16 protein-coding genes are annotated in these 15983 nt (G+C 58.9%); 12 read left to right on the top strand and 4 right to left on the bottom strand.

Annotated features, from left to right (window positions below; genetic code table 11):
• Window positions 1–73: 73 nt before the first annotated feature.
• The 5 genes from GXP70_RS20550 to GXP70_RS20530 all read left to right on the top strand — a co-directional run bounded on the left by GXP70_RS20550 (window position 74) and on the right by GXP70_RS20530 (window position 2943).
• Window positions 74–361, top strand: coding sequence for a Dabb family protein (locus GXP70_RS20550; protein ID WP_162358560.1), 288 nt, complete (start codon window positions 74–76; stop codon window positions 359–361).
• Between the two features lie 150 nt (window positions 362–511).
• Window positions 512–937 carry a DUF86 domain-containing protein gene (locus GXP70_RS20545; protein ID WP_162358559.1) on the top strand — a complete coding sequence of 142 codons (426 nt, stop codon included), beginning with the start codon at window positions 512–514 and terminating at the stop codon, window positions 935–937.
• 203 nt (window positions 938–1140) lie between these two features.
• Window positions 1141–1782, top strand: a complete 642-nt coding sequence (locus GXP70_RS20540) for a helix-turn-helix transcriptional regulator (RefSeq protein ID WP_162360584.1) — start codon at window positions 1141–1143, stop codon at window positions 1780–1782.
• Window positions 1783–1943: 161 nt separating this feature from the next.
• A complete protein-coding gene (locus tag GXP70_RS20535; protein WP_162358558.1) occupies window positions 1944–2423 on the top strand; it encodes a DUF948 domain-containing protein in 480 nt (159 codons plus the stop codon).
• A gap of 115 nt (window positions 2424–2538) precedes the next feature.
• Window positions 2539–2943: a YtxH domain-containing protein gene (locus tag GXP70_RS20530; RefSeq protein WP_162358557.1), complete on the top strand. Its 405-nt coding sequence runs from the start codon at window positions 2539–2541 to the stop codon at window positions 2941–2943.
• A gap of 108 nt (window positions 2944–3051) precedes the next feature.
• Here GXP70_RS20530 and GXP70_RS20525 read toward each other — a convergent pair whose 3' ends face one another.
• Window positions 3052–3954 carry an AraC family transcriptional regulator gene (locus GXP70_RS20525; RefSeq protein ID WP_162358556.1) on the bottom strand — a complete coding sequence of 301 codons (903 nt, stop codon included), beginning with the start codon at window positions 3952–3954 and terminating at the stop codon, window positions 3052–3054.
• Window positions 3955–4129: 175 nt separating this feature from the next.
• Here GXP70_RS20525 and melA point away from each other — a divergent pair, with 175 nt between their 5' ends.
• The 6 genes from melA (at window position 4130) to GXP70_RS20495 (ending at window position 9045) form a co-directional block, all read left to right on the top strand.
• The gene (melA, locus tag GXP70_RS20520; RefSeq protein WP_162358555.1) at window positions 4130–5428 is read left to right on the top strand and encodes an alpha-glucosidase/alpha-galactosidase; all 1299 of its coding nucleotides are present in this window, start codon (window positions 4130–4132) and stop codon (window positions 5426–5428) included.
• A 340-nt stretch (window positions 5429–5768) separates the two neighbouring features.
• Complete coding sequence (racE, locus tag GXP70_RS20515) at window positions 5769–6578, top strand: glutamate racemase (protein WP_162358554.1); 810 nt, start codon at window positions 5769–5771, stop codon at window positions 6576–6578.
• Between the two features lie 223 nt (window positions 6579–6801).
• Window positions 6802–8025, top strand: coding sequence for a M14 family metallopeptidase (locus tag GXP70_RS20510; protein WP_192043378.1), 1224 nt, complete (start codon window positions 6802–6804; stop codon window positions 8023–8025).
• Between the two features lie 119 nt (window positions 8026–8144).
• Window positions 8145–8384 carry a hypothetical protein gene (locus GXP70_RS20505; protein ID WP_162358553.1) on the top strand — a complete coding sequence of 80 codons (240 nt, stop codon included), beginning with the start codon at window positions 8145–8147 and terminating at the stop codon, window positions 8382–8384.
• Window positions 8385–8492: 108 nt separating this feature from the next.
• A complete protein-coding gene (locus tag GXP70_RS20500; protein ID WP_162358552.1) occupies window positions 8493–8795 on the top strand; it encodes a HesB/IscA family protein in 303 nt (100 codons plus the stop codon).
• 25 nt (window positions 8796–8820) lie between these two features.
• Complete coding sequence (locus tag GXP70_RS20495) at window positions 8821–9045, top strand: YuzB family protein (protein WP_162358551.1); 225 nt, start codon at window positions 8821–8823, stop codon at window positions 9043–9045.
• Window positions 9046–9261: 216 nt separating this feature from the next.
• Here the strand turns inward: GXP70_RS20495 and GXP70_RS20490 are convergent, their stop codons facing one another.
• Together GXP70_RS20490 and GXP70_RS20485 are read right to left on the bottom strand one after the other, a co-directional pair.
• Window positions 9262–11475 (bottom strand): LTA synthase family protein, encoded by a 2214-nt coding sequence (locus GXP70_RS20490; RefSeq protein ID WP_162358550.1) that lies wholly within the window; start codon window positions 11473–11475, stop codon window positions 9262–9264.
• Between the two features lie 247 nt (window positions 11476–11722).
• Window positions 11723–12868, bottom strand: coding sequence for a THUMP domain-containing class I SAM-dependent RNA methyltransferase (locus GXP70_RS20485; RefSeq protein ID WP_162358549.1), 1146 nt, complete (start codon window positions 12866–12868; stop codon window positions 11723–11725).
• A gap of 130 nt (window positions 12869–12998) precedes the next feature.
• Between GXP70_RS20485 and GXP70_RS20480 the strand changes: the two genes are divergently transcribed.
• On the top strand, window positions 12999–13640 hold the full coding sequence (locus tag GXP70_RS20480) for an O-methyltransferase (RefSeq protein ID WP_162358548.1): 642 nt from the start codon (window positions 12999–13001) through the stop codon (window positions 13638–13640).
• A 1042-nt stretch (window positions 13641–14682) separates the two neighbouring features.
• Here the strand turns inward: GXP70_RS20480 and GXP70_RS20475 are convergent.
• Complete coding sequence (locus tag GXP70_RS20475) at window positions 14683–15900, bottom strand: MFS transporter (RefSeq protein WP_162358547.1); 1218 nt, start codon at window positions 15898–15900, stop codon at window positions 14683–14685.
• Between the last annotated feature and the right edge of the window lie 83 nt (window positions 15901–15983).

Below are 15983 nucleotides of genomic sequence, written 5' to 3'. Positions count from 1 at the left end.
GCACCTTGCGTTATTATGTGACAAAAGGGTGCAGCGCATCCCGACCACTATTTATGAAGGAGCGAACTTATCAATGATTACGCATATCGTGCTATTCAAACTGAAGGACGGCAGCCCGGAGAGCGTCGAACGCACCGTACAGGTGCTGAAGAACATGGAAGGCAAGATCGACGAGCTGCGTTCGATCGAGGTCGGCACCGACATTCTCCATTCCGAGCGTTCGTACCACATCGCGCTTGTGACCAAGTTCGATTCGATGGACGACCTGAACGCCTACCAAGTTCATCCGGAACATAAGAAGGTAATCGCGCATATGGCCGAAGTCCGCGAAGCATCGGTCAGCGTCGACTACGAATCGTAAGGGCGGTCAAGGAGAAACGTATGGGTGACGTGTTTGAAATGATGACCTATCTGATCGTGATCATCATCAGTTTGATCGTGATGACGATCTGGCTCAAGCGCAAAGCGCGTAAAAATAAACGGTCTTAACAAAGAAATCGAGGTACGATACATGTATTACGTCAATCGCGAACAAATTACGATACGGCTTGGCGTTATTCCGGAAGTGGCGGAAGCGCTGCGCCAGCTGTGCGCCAACTGGGACGGCAGCCTGATTCAAGGGATGGCGCAGGAACGGGCGATTCATCTCGGCATCGAAGCGGTAACCGATGTCGGCAGTTATCTGATCGACGGATTCATTATGCGGGACGCCAGCAGCTACGAAGATCTCGTGACCATTATTGCCGGGGAGCAGGTGTTCCCGGAATCGCTGAGCGAGCCCTTGCTCGAGCTGGTCAAGCTGCGCCGGCCGCTTGTCCAGGACTACTACGAATGGGAACGCGAGGCGCTTCATCCGCTTGCGGCGGCATTGCCGGACATACTGACCGCCTTCAAGGAAGCCGTCGAAGCCTATCTGCTGCGCGAGCTGGGCGAATAGCCGCATGGCGCCGTTCGCCGATTTACGAATCGGCGGAAATGCGTTACAATGGCGTCATTAACACGGCTTTGCAGAAGCCGGAAGCACGGCTTTGCAAGTCGGAAGCAAGGCTTTGATAGCCGGAAGCACGGCTTGGCATAAGCCGGAAGATGGCTTCGAAGCCAGAGGCGGTGGATGGATTGGAATCGAACGGAATCCCGTTTATGCATAAGGAACAGGCGGTTCGGCAGGAAGGCTCGACGCGGCAGACCGTATTGACGCTGCTCAAGACGAACGGTCAGATGAACGCCGGCGAGCTCGCCAGACAGCTGCAAATTACGGAAATGGCCGTACGGCGCCATCTCGGCACGCTGGAGCGGGACGGATTGATTGCGCCGACCATCGTCAGGCAAGCCATGGGCAGGCCGACGCATATGTTCAGCCTGACCGAGCAAGCCGAGCTGTTGTTTCCGAAGAACTACCATGTGCTCGCACTGGACTTGCTGGAAGAGCTGGAAGAAGATCCGGAGACGGCCGTCGTCATCGGCAAGCTGTTCGAAGGCCGCAAGCGCAAGCTGTTCGACCGGTATGCCCACCGCATGGAAGGCAAGACGCTCCAGGAGAAAGTGGCGGAGCTGGCGGTCATTCAGAACGACGGCGGCTATATGGTTCAGATGGAGAATGACGCCGAAGGACTTGTGCTGCATGAATACAATTGTCCGATCGCGCATGTCGCGAACCGCTATCAGCAGGCATGCCAGTGCGAGCTGGCGCTGTTCGAGCAGCTGCTCGGCACGGAAGTGGAACGGACGGAATGCTTGGCGAAAGGCGGCGGCAAATGCAGCTATCGCATTGCCGGCGCATGACATCAATACGCATCGGACGACCGGCACGGGGCAGAAGCCCCGTGTTTTTTTGTCGTGACCCTGCCCGAAGTTGTGTCAAGTCAAGCCCATGCTGTTTATACTACTAATACGAATTGGGCATTCGCCCGATCGTGCAGCAGATTGGAACGGAGGTGCTGTGAATGGTCATCTGGTTTGAAGGCGCGGCGGCCGCCGCATTCGTGATTTTGGTTGCGGGCGTGCTGCTGTGGCTGCGCTCGGTCGACAAGCGAATGGGGAAATTAATGCAGCTGGCGGAATCGCTTGAACGACGGGCAGAGGTTGCCGTCGCTCAGGTCAGCGATCTGCTCGACCCGGTTACGGAAACGGTAAGGACGGTTCAGCATTCGATGGATGGTGTAAAGAAGCTGACGGAAGCTACGAAGCGCATCGGAGAGTCGGCGAACCAACTGTCATTCACCGTCAATCGGATTTCCAACGAGCTGAACGACACGGTCGACCGTTATGCCAGAACGTCTGGCGAGAAGGTAAAGCACGGCATTACGGATGCGCTTGGCTGGGCCGAAGTCGGGTATGCGGTATGGCATTTCTGGCAGAACAAGCGGAAAGAAAGCCAGACGGCTGCATGCTCGGGGTATGAGCAAGGGCAAGATATGAAGTAATGGCCGACTGTGCAGCCGTCCTCCCAATTGGCGGCGAACAGTCCATAACGGAAGCCGGCGGCGCCCCGAAGCGACAGCGGAACGCCGCGGCTCAATTACAAAGGAGTGTTCCACAATGGCAAAAGCAAACGCAAGCAAAGGATTTCTGTTCGGCGCAATCGCAGGCGGCATAGTCGGTTCCGTAACGGCATTATTGCTCGCACCAAAATCCGGCCGGGAACTCCGCAAGGATCTCGCCGACGGCGCGCAAGTCGTAACGGAGCATACATCCCGCATTGCCGGCCAAGTAAGCGACAAGACGGTTCAAATCGCCAAGCAAGTAGGCTCGACCGCCAGCACGGCGGCTTCCAAGGCGAAGGAAACCGCATCCTCGGTAGTGGACAATGTCCGCAGCTGGCGTTCCGGCGCCGAAGAGAAGCTGGAAGAAGCCGGCGAGCAAGTCAAGGACGTCGTCGAGAACGTGAAGGATAACGCAGGCGAAGAGTTGACCGAACGCCAGCTCGAGATGGCGAACAACTAACCGCCGAGATTGGCATCGCGGGTCGCAGTACGCGACATTTAAGCGAGAGAAGGCTTTGCTGCCGGTAACTAACCGGCGGCAAAGCCTTTTTTGGCGTTTCAGGGCAGGCTACCGGTTCCTTGCCTGCGCGCGGTATTCCGAGGGCGAACAGCCGAAGGCTTTGCGGAATTGCTTGGAGAAGTAGAGCGCGTCGGGATAGCCGACGGACGAGGCGACTTGGTCGATGGACAAGTAATGCTGATCGTTCAGCAGCTCCTTGGCGCGTTCCATGCGCACCTTGAGCAGAAACTGCATCGGCGACACGCCCGTCACCTGCTTGAACATTTTGGACAGATGCGTGCGATGGTAGCCGAGGCTGCGGGAGAGCTCCTCGATCGAGATCGGCTGGGCGTATTGAAAGGACAGCCAGCGCACGGCGCGTTTGATTTGGCGCTCGATATCCGGCAGAATGGCTAACGAATTGAAGACGAGCTTCCCGTCGTTCAGCAGCCCGAGCTCCTTAAGCAGCACGCGCAGATGGCCGCTCGCTTCCAGGTCGGCCAACTCGGGATAGGGCGTCAGCTCGAGCGTGCCTCTGATTTTGCGGTACAGCGAGGCGAGCGCGCGGATATCCTTGGCGTGGACGACGGGCGAAGCGGCGGAGAAGCCGAGGCTGAGCAGCAAATGCTCGGCGGCATGGCCTTTGAACGCCACCCAGACGTAATGCCACGGTTCCGCTTCGTCGGCGACGTAGGAGAACAGCTCGTCCGGGAAGATGATGAACGTATCGCCGCGCGAGCAGCTATAGCTTTGGCCGTCGATTTCGAATTTGCCGCGCCCGCCGATAACGGTGTGGATCAGGTAGTAATTATGGACGGCCGGTCCGATGCCGTGGCCGGGAACGGTCTTGCCTTCGCCGCTGAACAGCACGGAGAGCTCGCCTTGGGCCGGCTGCGAATTGTTCATGACGGTGAATTTGGAATGGTCGGGATTCCGCGTCTTGCCTCGCGCGGGAGCAGCGGGTTGAGTCATGTGCGAGCGCCTTCTTTCACTGGATACTGACTCTTCCAGTCTAAACAAGAATAATACAAATGTACATATTTATAATGCTTTAATTCCTACTCAAGTCAATGTTCGTTGCTCTATAGTAGGGAATAGGAGAAGACATTAATCCGCTTACAAGCGGGCTTATATCGAGGAGGATATCATGCCGAAGATTACGTTCATCGGAGCAGGAAGTACCGTATTTGCCAAAAACGTGCTGGGCGATTGCTTGCTTACGCCGGCGCTGCAGGATTTTGAAATCGCGCTGTTCGATATTAATCCGGAACGCCTTTCCGAATCGGAAACGATGCTGAATCATATTAAGAACACCGTCGGCAGCAAAATGGTCATCAAGTCGTACGCCGACCGCAAGGAAGCGCTTCGCGGCGCCAAATACGTCGTCAATGCGATCCAGGTCGGCGGCTACGATCCGTGCACGATCACGGACTTCGAAATTCCGAAGAAATACGGCTTGCGCCAAACGATCGCGGACACGGTCGGCATCGGCGGCATTTTCCGCAACCTGCGTACCATCCCGGTCATGCTTGATTTCGCCAAAGACATGCAGGAGGTTTGTCCGGACGCGCTGTTCCTGAACTACACGAACCCGATGGCCGTGCTGACGAATGTCATGAACACGTACGGCGGCATCCAGACGGTCGGCCTGTGCCACAGCGTGCAAGCATGCGTATCAGGCCTGTTCGACAGCCTGGGCCTGGATCAGACGGGCGTTCAATCGAAGATCGCCGGCATCAACCATATGGCATGGCTGCTTGAAGTGACGAAGGACGGCGTCGACCTGTATCCGGAAATCAAGCGCCGCGCCCGCGAGAAGCAGAACGAGAAGCATTGGGACATGGTCCGCTACGAAATGATGCTTAACTTCGGCTACTACATTACGGAGTCGTCCGAGCACAACGCGGAATACCACCCGTACTTCATCAAACGCAACTATCCGGAGCTGATCGAACGCTTCAACATTCCGCTGGACGAATATCCGCGCCGCTGCATCGAGCAGATCGGCAACTGGAAGAAGCTGAAGGAAGAGATCGTGAACAATCCGAAGCTGGAGCATAAGCGCACGCACGAATACGCGTCCTACATCTTCGAAGCGATCGAGACGAACGAAGCGTTCCGCATCGGCGGCAACGTCATGAACACGGGCTTGATCACGAACCTGCCGAAGGAAGCTTGCGTCGAGGTTACCTGCCTTGTCGACCGCAACGGCATTACGCCGACATTCGTAGGCGATCTGCCGCCGCAATGCGCCGCGCTGAACCGCACGAACATCAATACGCAGCTGCTCACGATCGAAGCGGCCATCACCGGCAAGCGCGATCACATCTACCATGCGGCGATGCTGGATCCGCACACGAGCGCCGAGCTGTCGATGGACGACATCAAAGCAATGTGCGACGACCTGATCGAAGCGCACGGCAGCTGGCTCCCTGCATACAACTAAAACGCGATCAACGGATTTAAGATTGCACATCCGGCCGTCCCGGCTGCATGAGCGCTGTCATCGACAGCCTTTGCAGCCGGGACGGCTTGTCGTCTATACGGGCGGGTCGGCCTGCGCGTGTTGTACCTTGTCTTTTTAGTGCGCTAATATGCAGGTACCTTTTCATTCGCGAAGTCATATCTTACCACATAAGAATTTATTCGTTTCCTGGTCTGCGGGGAAGCGTGAATTCTTGATGCGAACCAACTTGCCTTTAATCGCGGCCGATCATCTTCGCGGCCGGGGGTAGAGGTTTTATGTATTGAAGCCCCGTCAAAACGTTCAAGAAAGCGGTGTGTCCGTGCAGCAACCGATCGCAATATTGGATTCTGGCGTAGGCGGATTAACGGTGGCCAAGGAGATCATGCGCCAGCTCCCGCGGGAGAAAATCATGTATTTCGGCGACACGGCCCGCACGCCCTATGGACCGAGGCCGGCCGAAGAAGTGATTCGGTTTACCAGGCAAATCGTCGACTATTTGATACAATTCCGTCCGAAAATGATCGTCATCGCCTGCAACACGGCAACGGCCGTTGCGCTGGAAGATATCCGCTCGCGCGTGGCGATTCCCGTCGTCGGCGTCATTCATCCGGGCGCGCGCGCGGCCAACGGCCGTACGCTAACCGGCATCGTCGGCGTCATCGGCACCGAAGGCACGATTCGCAGCGGCGCTTACGAGCATGCGCTGAAGCAGCTGTCGCCGTCCATCAACGTCATAAGCCTGGCCTGTCCCCGGTTCGTGCCGCTTGTCGAACAGGGCAATTTCCGATCGCAGGAGACGCAGGAGGCGGTGGAAACCTCGCTGCAGCCGTTGAAGGCGCGCAGCATCGACACGTTGATCCTGGGCTGCACCCACTATCCGTTCTTGTCGGACACGATTGCGTCCGTCATGGGGAAAGACGTTATGCTGATCAGCTCCGCAGACGAAACCGCCCGCGAGATCAGCACGATCCTGCACGACCGCAACCGGCTGACGCGCGAGGGCGAGCTGCCGGTGCATCAGTTCTTCTGCAGCGGCGACGCCCGGATGTTCCGCATGATCGCCCAGCAGTGGCTCGGCGAACAGATCGAATTGACGCCTGTCGTCTGGCAGGTGCCCAAAATCGGATAGAGCATGCCGAAGCATGGCATTCGAAACCGCCGGACGCGTAGAGCGCCGGCGGTTTTGGTTTTGCGCCTGGCAGATAGGCGCCGGGTCGGCTTGCGTCTGGCGGAATGCGCCTTGCCGATATGCGCCTGGCTGGCATGCGCCGGAGCGCGGCGGCATAGCATGTAGCATGTGGCCGGACCAAGACCAGGCTAGATCAGACCAAGTCGATGATCGAGGTGATCCCATGCTGCCTTATGTCGTGCAGCCCGGCGATACGCTCCTTCGCATCGCCCGCATGTTCAACGTCAACAAGGAATCGCTGCTTGCGGCGAATCCCGGATTGTCCTCCGCCAAGCCGTTGTCCCCAGGCCTTCTGCTGTCCGTTCCCGCGCAGACGGCTTTTATTTACCGCGTGCAGCCCGGCGATACGCTGCTCGGGATCGCATGCAAATTCGGCCTGTCGCTGCAAGATATTATCAGCGCGAACCGGCATCAGGAGCTGAAGCAGCTTCTGCCGGGGGCGCTGCTGACGATGCCGTGCGCTGGCAGCGGACGGATCGTGGACGGCCGCGCCGAATACGGACAGCGCGAACTGACGGCCGATGCCGAGGCGCTGTTGAAGGCCTATCCGTTCCTGCAAGTCGAGAAGATCGGCGCAAGCGTCATGGGCAAGCCGTTAATCGCGATTCGGCTCGGCGAAGGCCCGATCAAGCTCCACGTCAATGCGGGAATGCATGCCAACGAGTGGATCACGACGCCGCTCTTGATGACGTTCCTCGAGGATGCGGCCAGGGCGGCCTCGTCCGGCGAGAAGCTCTGCGGCATCGACATGCAGGCGCTGCTGCAGCGGGTGACGCTTTGGGTCGTGCCGCTCGTCAATCCCGACGGCGCCGAGCTGGCCCAGGAGGGCCTGCGGCCGGATCATCCGCATGCGGCGGAGCTGCTCCGTTGGAATAAGGGCTCCGACCGGTTCAACAAGTGGAAGGCGAATATTCGCGGCGTCGATCTGAACGATCAATTCCCGGCGTTCTGGGAGGAGGAGACGTCCAGGCGCGGCAACGACGGCCCGGGACCGCGCGATTACCCCGGCCCGAACCCGTTGTCGGAGCCGGAAGCGCGAGCGCTGGCCGAATTCACGGCCGAGCAGCGATTCGATCTCGTCGTCGCCCTGCATACGCAGGGACAGGAGATCTATTGGAACTACCGGGGCTACGAGCCTCCCGAATCGGAACGGATCGCGCGCAAGCTCGGTAAGGACAGCGGCTATAAGCCCGTGAAGCTGTCGGGCAGCGACGCGGGCTACAAGGACTGGTTTATTTTGCAATTTCGCAAACCCGGATTTACCGTGGAGATCGGATACGGCGTCAATCCGCTGCCGGTCGAGGCGTTCCCGGATTTATACGACGAAGTGCGAATGCTGCTGGCGGCCGCTTTGGAGGCGGCCCGTGCGCAAGAGAAGCAAGAATGAGTTTCCGCTGCGCACCGGCATCTCATATGCCTGCATGAAACGCGCCGTGCCGCCACGCGGACGGCGACTGTCGTTACACCTTCTTGTGCTATAATAAGCACAAGAAGGAGGCGGGCTCTATGCGCAAACTGTGGTCGCTCCGCCATTGGCGGAACGTGTTCGTCCGAATCTTCCGTTTGCTGACGGCAAAGGAAGTTCGACTGCTGGACAAGCTGCTGTACGTGGTGCCGGTGCTGCTCTACTGGGTGCTGCCGGACGTCATGCCGTTCGTGCCGATCGATGATATTGCCGTCACGATGATCGCCGCGGAATTCTACACCCGATACATGGAGCGAAAATATAGCCGGATTCCGAAGTAGCGGTTGAACAATGGACAAGGTTTCTATACAATATAATAAATAAAGTTGCCTAACGAAGAGGGCATGAGCCTGGCAAGCAGGCGCCATCCTTAAGGAGATGAAGAAGCAATGAAAGTCAAAATTACGCGCAGCGCCGCGAAGGTGCTTCGCGAAGAAATCGATAAACCGGAGAACGAAGGCAAATTCCTGCGGGTATTCGTCACGCATTCCCACGGCGATCATGCCCACTACGGCATGAAGATGGACGACGCGGGCGCGAATGACGAAGTCATCGAGACGGACAAGGACATCAAGGTTGTGCTGGAGCAAGGCGTGGAGCTGCTGGACGGCGTAAGAATCGATTATTTCTACGTGCCGCAGGAAGGCTTCATGATTTCGAACCCAACCCAAGGCAACCACGGCGACCACTAATAGAAACCGGTTTGGGGAGAGAAACATGACGAACGATATACGCATTTGCGACAAATGCAAACATATCCGCACGAAGTCGATGCTGCCGAAGCTGCAGAAGCTGGCGCCCGACGCGGAAATTCAAGTCGCGTGCAAGTCCTACTGCGGACCTTGCGCGCGCTATGCGTTCATTTTCATCAACGGCCGCTACATCACGGCGCCGACCGAGGATGAAGTGATCGAGAAGGCAAGCAAGTACATCAAGAAATAGCATGCGGCCGTCGGCGTTCGGATGCCCGAGAGGCTGACCGGTCCGTGTACGCATGATAGTATGTGTTTGCGTGACTTGGAAACGTTCCTGTATGCACGAAATAAACGAAAGACCTCGGAAATCCACTGTAAAGCGGAGCTTCGAGGTCTTTTTTTCGATGAGATCTAGGAAGGGCTTGAAAATCAAATTGCGTTTGAATTAACTCACTTATCGTCGTCACCGGGCAGGTGCTATCGCACTAGCGGCCACATGAGTGGCCGTACCTCGGGTCATACCATGGGTCGTGTCACTGGTCACGCCAGTGGTCATGCCGGTGTCCACTTCGGCGGTCGCGACTATGGACGCGCCTGCGGTGATGGAGGCGATACCGGCGCTGGCGCCAGAGGAGGCAGAGTCGGTGCCAGAGCCGGTGCCGGTGCCAGTAACAGTGCCGGCTTTTGCGTTGGCGTGCATGGCGGGCACCTGGTCGTGTTCCACGACCAGATCCGATGCTTGCAGCTCCTTGCGCGCTTCGGCCGCGCCAGCCTGGCAGGCGCTTGAATCGGCGAGCGGCTTGCCGTCCGCGAACGAGTAGCATTTGCTATGCGCCTCGAGCCCGTCTTCCGAGGGCAGGTAGAGAACGCTGCCGTCGGTATAGCCGCCACTGCGGAAGACGACTTGCTTGCCGGCGAGCGGCTGCTCCGTGACGAGCGGCGTGCCGATCATCGTCTGACCGCCGCTCGGGATGCCGAGCAGGTGAAGCACGGTCGGCGTCACGTCGAGCTGGCCGCCGACCTGGTGGTACGTCCCTGCGCGCGCATCGTCCGGCAGATGCACGAGGAAAGGGACGCCCTTCAGGATGCGGAACCGGTCGGCTTCGCTCAAAGGACGGCCGAGAAACGATTCGAACGGCTGCCAGTCCGCGATGGAATTGTCGTGATCGCCGTAGAACAGGAAGATCGATTGATCCCATAGCCCTGCGGCTTTTAGCTCGTCGACCATTTCGCCGATCGCCGCGTCCACGTAATGAATCGCCTCCAAATAATCGCCGAACATCGTCCCTTTGAACGCGCCGACGTCGAGCGTTTGAACGGCGGCCGGCAGCGTGTAGGGGTGATGGCTGGACAGCGAGATCAGGAATGAATAGAACGGCTCCTGCTGCGTCTTCATCATCGAGACGGCCTGCTTGAAGAACGATTTGTCGCCGAGCGACCAGCCGAGCGGTTCGTCGATATTGAACGCCGTCTTGCTGTAGAAATGGTCATACCCGAGCGTGTCGTACATCAGGTTCCGGTTCCAGAAGCCGCCGTCATAGGCATGATACGCATTTGCTTGATAGCCGTTCATTTTCAGCACCTTCGCCATGCTGTCATAATCGTGCTGGGCGAACCGGGTGAAGACGGAGCCGGTCGGCATGGGCTGCAGCGACGCGTTCGCGGCAAGATCCGCATCGGATGTTCGGCCTTGCGCGGTCTGGTGATAGAAATTGTCGAAGTACAGGGATGTCTTCATCAGCCGGTTGATGTTCGGCGTTACTTCCTGACCGCCGATGTTTTGGCCGACGACGAAGCTTTGGAACGCCTCCAGCTGAATGAGAACGACGTTCTTGCCTTTATATCGGCCGTATAACGGATCGGTTCGATCCAGCTCGTCGCGCGTATGGCCGCGGTCGGCGAACCATTGCTTCGCCTCGGCGGTCTGCTCCGGCGTCACCGCGTTGCCGCGCAGCCAATGCTCGTCCGCGTACCGGTACAGATCGTAGCCGTGGAAGCCGAGCACGCCGGTGACGTTGTACAAGGACAGGTTCCACCAGTTGCCGGTGAACAGCCCTTTGGCCCACGTCGTTTGCGCACGGTGCACCGGCACGAAGACGAGCATGAAGCCGACGGCGAGCACGACCGCGCTTATGGCGACTCGGCGTACGGCTGTTTGCTTGCGGGAACGGAAGGCCGCCGTGCTTGTTCGGAATGCGCCGCGCAGCCGTTTGCCGAACAACGAGCTGCCCGCGAGAAGCAGCAGGAACGGCCAGTCGGCGAAGAACCACAGGTCGCGCCGGGACAGCAGCGTATGAATACTGTCTCCGAGCTCGCCGACCTGGCCGGCTTGCATCAGCACGGGGATCGTAATCAAGTCCTGGAAGTAGCGAAAATAGAGCAGGTCGCAGTACACGAGCGCCGTCAACGCGAGATTGAGCAGGATCAGCGCCAGCATTCTGCCGCGCCTCGGCAGCCAGAACGTCCAGAACGCAATCAGCGCCAGCGTGCCGACGGCGACCATACGGTCGTCGCGATTCATATCCATGTAGGGCACATGGACAAGCCGGTCGAAGAGCGCGAGCTTGAACAGCATGAGCATAATGAATAGGCAGAGATCCAGCCTCAGCAGCGCGCCGGGAACAGAAAACGGCGCCCGCAGACGGCGCCGTTTCGTGGATAGATCCGGTAAAGTCATGGGATAAGCGTTCCTTTCGGTCCGTAAACCGACATGCGATTTACGAAGGGTTAACATCTTATCCTATTATAAAGCGTATGGGCGCAGACACAAGCGTGCCTGCTGCCGCAGGTATAGCCGGGCTTACCGCCGCGAGCGTACTCGGGCTTGCTGCATCTTCGTTTACAACTCCAGTGCTTTTTGAGTCCAGGTATGCATGGCTTCCGGGCGCAAGGCGTCTGGGCCTATAGCGTCCGGATTGCTAGATTTAATCCGGCTTCTTGCGCGGCGGGAGGGGGCCGAAGAACTGGTAGTACGTGCATTCGAGCCGGCCGTTGAACAGCTTGCGGCGCTTGTCCGCTTTGCGGCCGATCGTGTCCTCGAACGTCCGCGACTGCGTCAGCGCGAACATGGACCAGGTCGGCAGATAGAGCATGCTGAGGCCGAGCTGACGGACGGCTTTCTCCGCGTCCGTCTCGTCGCCGAGCCGCGCGCCGTACGGCGGGTTCGTGACGAGACAGCCGTAATCGCCGTCCGGCTTGATCCGCGAGACCGGCATTTGCGTCAGCTTGATATCGTTCGCGAAGCCGGCCTTCTTGATCGCCGCCGCCGCGACGTCGAGCGCGGCCGGATCGATGTCGGAGCCGGCGATCTGCAGCGGGATAGCGTCCTTCACGCTATCGAACGCTTCCTCGCGCGCCCGGTCCCACAGTTCGTCCGGCACGAGCGGCCAGCCTTCGCTGTTGAAGCTGCGCCGGATGCCGGGTGCGATGTTCCAGCCGATCATGGCCGCTTCGATCGGAATCGTGCCGGAGCCGCAGAACGGATCGTACAACGGGCGCTCCGGCTGCCAGCGGCTCAGCAGGATCATGGCCGCCGCCATCGTTTCCTTGAGCGGCGCTTCCGTGACGAGCTTGCGGTAGCCGCGCTTGTGCAGTCCGGGTCCGGTCGTGTCGAGCGTGATCATGGCAACGTCGTTCAGCAGCCACACCTCGATGACGAACCGCGCGCCGTCCTCCTGGAACCATTCCGTGCCGTAGACGGTTTTCATTTTCTCGACGACCGCTTTCTTCACGATGCTCTGGCAGGCCGGTACGCTGCTCAGCTGCGATTTATGCGAGCGGCCTTCGACCGGGAACTCGCCGTCCGCGGGTATCCACGCTGGCCAATCGATTGCTTTCGCGCCTTCGAACAATTCTTCGAAGGTAGTGGCCGGATATTCCGCCATTTTGATGAGTACGCGGTCCGATGTCCGCAGCCACAGATTGGCGCGGCAAATGTCCGCGGGCCCTCCTTTGAATATGACCCGGCCGTTCTCTACTTTCTGATCGGTATAGCCGAGCTCCATCAATTCGCGCGAGACGACCGCTTCCAGCCCCATCGGCGCTGTGGCGATCAACTGCAGGTTGTTCATTATGTCGATTCCTCCGCCCTCTGCCGATGCTTGTATTGCACCGGCGAAAATCATACAATCAAGTATAGTCATCATAGGCATGTATTACAAACGATATCTGATCAAAATAGCGGCGGGGAGCGTGGAAACAATGTCGACGGAACAAGAAGCAACGGAACGGTACGTGGACGGTTTATTAGGGGACGATGCGGATTTGGCGCGCGTCCATGCGGCCATCGAGGCGCAGGGCATGCCGCAAATCTCGATCGCGCCGGGCTACGGCAGGCTGCTGACGATGCTCGTGCGCATGTCGGGCGCCCGCAACGTGCTTGAAATCGGCGCCTTGGGCGGGTACAGCGGCATTTGCTTGGCGCGCGGACTGCAAGCGGGCGGCAAGCTGACCTCGCTGGAGCTTAAGGAAGAATATGCGGCTACCGCGCGTAATAATCTTGAAGCCGCAGGCCTCGGCGACCGCGTAGAGTATGTGATCGGCGATGCGAAGGAGAGTCTGGCGGCGCTGGAGCAGGAAGGCCGCAAGTTCGACTTCTTCTTCATCGACGCGGATAAGGACAGCTATCCGGCGTATCTGGAGTGGGCGATCAAGCTCGGCAACCCCGGCGCCGTTATTACCGGCGATAACGCGCTGCTGCACGGCAGAACGATCGATCCGGACAAGAACGGACCGTCGGTCCAGGCAATGCGCGAATTTAACCAAACGATGGTCGGCGACGAGCGGCTCACGGGCACGCTGCTGCCGGCGTACGACGGCTTGGCGATCGCGATGATTAAGTAGCGGAACCGGGCAGCATGTCAGCATGATGCCCATGTAAGCCGAGAGTCCGAGCGACGTCTCGGTTTTTTTATGTTCGTCGCGAATTCATCGAAAAAGCTTCCATAAGGCAGGAATTCGAGTGTGATACGGTCGGATGCCATGAAAAAGCTTCCTGGGGGCAGGAATTCGGGTGCAAAACGGCTGAAAGTCGCGAAAAAGCTGCCGAAGAGCAGCTTTTTCGCTTGCGCATGCCATCTCTGTCCGTCAGACCGTCCCCGTCCCTGTATCTGCCGCGCCACCAGCGTCTGACGCACCACAGTGAAATCGAGTGTGAAAAGGCTTAGTGCCGCGAAAAATCTGCCCGTAATGCTAGGTACTCTGCAGCGCAGGCCGTCTCGCGTCGTCAGACCGCCCCCCGGTTTCGGTGCCAGCCGAGCCACCAGCGTCTGACGCACAGCAGTGAAATCGAGTGCAAAAAGCCTAAGTGCCGCGAAACACTGCCCGTAATGCCAGGGACTCAGCAGCGCAGGCCGTCTCGCGTCGTCAGATCGCCCTCCGGTTTCCGTGCCAGCCGAGCCACCAGCATCTGAAGCACCACTGTGAAATCGAGTGCGGAACGGACAACTGCCGCGAAAAGCTGCTTTGAGAGCAAGAATTCAGAGGCGAAACGTTCAGATATGAGGAAAAAGCTGCTTTGAGAGCAGGAATTTGAGTGTGAAACGACCATACGCCGCCAAAAAGCTGCTTTGAGAGCAGGAATTCAGGGGCAATGTGTCCTAGGTTGCCAAGGTCGCGAAAAATCTGCCTATGGCAGCTTTTCGCGTACGCTGGCCGTCTCGTCCTTCAATCCGCCCCCAATTTTCTCGCCCGCCGCGCAACCTGCATTTACCGCACCCAAAGGGGATTCGAGTGCAACAAGGCCGAATGCGGCGAACAAGCTGCCTGAGGCAGGATTTCAAGTTCGCAACGGGCCTATGCCGCGAACAAGCTGCCCTAGGGCAGCTTGTTCGCGGCATAGGCAGCAAAAGCCGTCACGTTCCTCTCGCAAGCCGTCTCGCGCCCGTCAGACCGCGTCCGGTTTCCGCGCCTGCCGCGACACCAGCGTCTGCCGCACCCACAAGGCGTTGACGAGGAACAAAACGGCGGAGATCAGAAACACCCCGCCGATGCCGGTCCAGCCGGAGATCAACCCGCCGACGATGGGACCGATCATGTTGCCGAGCGCGAGCATGCTGGTGTTGAGGCTGAAGGCGCGGCCTTCCATGCCGTCCGGCGTAAACCGGCGCACCAGCGCGTTGACGGACGGAATCAGTCCGCCCAGGAAGCAGCCTTGCAGCAGCCGGAAGAGCAGCAGCTGCCAGACCGTGCCCGCGAACGCCTGCGGGATGAACAGCAGCGCGGCGCCGACGAGCGAGATGCCGAGCACGCGCTCCTGGCCGATCCGGTCGCTGAGCCGTCCGAGCAGCGGAGCGGCGACCATGTTCGTAATGCCGGCGGCGGAGCTGACGAAGCCCGCCCAGAAGGCAAGGTTGACGCTTGTCCCATGCAGCTTCTGCACGTAGAGCGGCATGAGCGGGTTCGGGCCGATCATGGCGAATTGCAGCAGGAACGTGACGGCGAAGAGCGCCATCAGCTGCGGCACGCCGCTCAGTTGACGGAAGCCGGCGATGACGGACAACTGAGGCTTCGCGGCGGCCGCCGAGCGGTCGAACGTTTCCTTGACGACGAAGTAAGCCAGCGTTGAGGCGGCGAATAGCGACACGCCCGTCAAATAAAAAATCGGCCGGTAGCCGACCGCGTCCGCCAGCAGCCCGCCGAGAAAGGGTCCCATGATCGTGCCCGCGATGCCGCCGGATTGCAGCGTGCCCATGGCGAAGCCCATTTTCGGCTTCGGCGTCGTAATCGATACGAGCGAGACGGCCGCGGGATTGAAGCCCGAGATCGTGCCGTTCACCATTCGCAGCAGCAGCAAGTGCCACGGCGACGTGGCAAAGCCCATCAGCACCATGACGACCGCCATCCCGAAGCCCGAGCGGAGCAGCATCATTTTGCGGCCGTACTTGTCCGACAGTTTGCCCCAGAGCGGCTGAAACAGGAACGAGGTAACGAAGTTGCCGGCGAAAATAATACCGGCCCACGTGGCGATCTCATGCTCGTTCGTCATGCCGATCCGCGGACTTTGCAAATACAGCGACATGAACGGCATAATCATGGTCATGCCGCCCATGACGAGAAACTGGCCGATCCACAGCACGGCCAGGTTTTTTTTCCACTGTTCCATTGGGTTCTCCTATTCGATGCCTTGGTCGATGCACAACGTTATGTTCAGTATAACAAGTACGCGCCGGATGGCAAAGCTCGGCA

The sequence above is a fragment of the Paenibacillus lycopersici genome (assembly GCF_010119935.1).
Taxonomy (GTDB): domain Bacteria; phylum Bacillota; class Bacilli; order Paenibacillales; family Paenibacillaceae; genus Paenibacillus_Z; species Paenibacillus_Z lycopersici.
Note: the sequence above shows the minus strand (reverse complement) of the source record. Positions and strands in the feature narration are given on the sequence as shown.

Bases quoted from the DNA above. Each gene is read 5' to 3' on its own strand.
- GXP70_RS20485 (WP_162358549.1), bottom strand. From the start codon at position 12,868: ATGAACAACCTGCAGTTGATCGCCACAGCGCCGATGGGGCTGGAAGCG.
- GXP70_RS20480 (WP_162358548.1), top strand. From the start codon at position 12,999: ATGTCGACGGAACAAGAAGCAACGGAACGGTACGTGGACGGTTTATTA.
- GXP70_RS20495 (WP_162358551.1), top strand. From the start codon at position 8,821: ATGACGAACGATATACGCATTTGCGACAAATGCAAACATATCCGCACG.
- melA (WP_162358555.1), top strand. From the start codon at position 4,130: ATGCCGAAGATTACGTTCATCGGAGCAGGAAGTACCGTATTTGCCAAA.
- GXP70_RS20475 (WP_162358547.1), bottom strand. From the start codon at position 15,900: ATGGAACAGTGGAAAAAAAACCTGGCCGTGCTGTGGATCGGCCAGTTT.
- GXP70_RS20490 (WP_162358550.1), bottom strand. From the start codon at position 11,475: ATGACTTTACCGGATCTATCCACGAAACGGCGCCGTCTGCGGGCGCCG.
- GXP70_RS20525 (WP_162358556.1), bottom strand. From the start codon at position 3,954: ATGACTCAACCCGCTGCTCCCGCGCGAGGCAAGACGCGGAATCCCGAC.
- GXP70_RS20535 (WP_162358558.1), top strand. From the start codon at position 1,944: ATGGTCATCTGGTTTGAAGGCGCGGCGGCCGCCGCATTCGTGATTTTG.
- GXP70_RS20550 (WP_162358560.1), top strand. From the start codon at position 74: ATGATTACGCATATCGTGCTATTCAAACTGAAGGACGGCAGCCCGGAG.
- GXP70_RS20530 (WP_162358557.1), top strand. From the start codon at position 2,539: ATGGCAAAAGCAAACGCAAGCAAAGGATTTCTGTTCGGCGCAATCGCA.
- GXP70_RS20505 (WP_162358553.1), top strand. From the start codon at position 8,145: ATGCGCAAACTGTGGTCGCTCCGCCATTGGCGGAACGTGTTCGTCCGA.
- GXP70_RS20540 (WP_162360584.1), top strand. From the start codon at position 1,141: ATGCATAAGGAACAGGCGGTTCGGCAGGAAGGCTCGACGCGGCAGACC.
- GXP70_RS20510 (WP_192043378.1), top strand. From the start codon at position 6,802: ATGCTGCCTTATGTCGTGCAGCCCGGCGATACGCTCCTTCGCATCGCC.
- GXP70_RS20500 (WP_162358552.1), top strand. From the start codon at position 8,493: ATGAAAGTCAAAATTACGCGCAGCGCCGCGAAGGTGCTTCGCGAAGAA.
- GXP70_RS20545 (WP_162358559.1), top strand. From the start codon at position 512: ATGTATTACGTCAATCGCGAACAAATTACGATACGGCTTGGCGTTATT.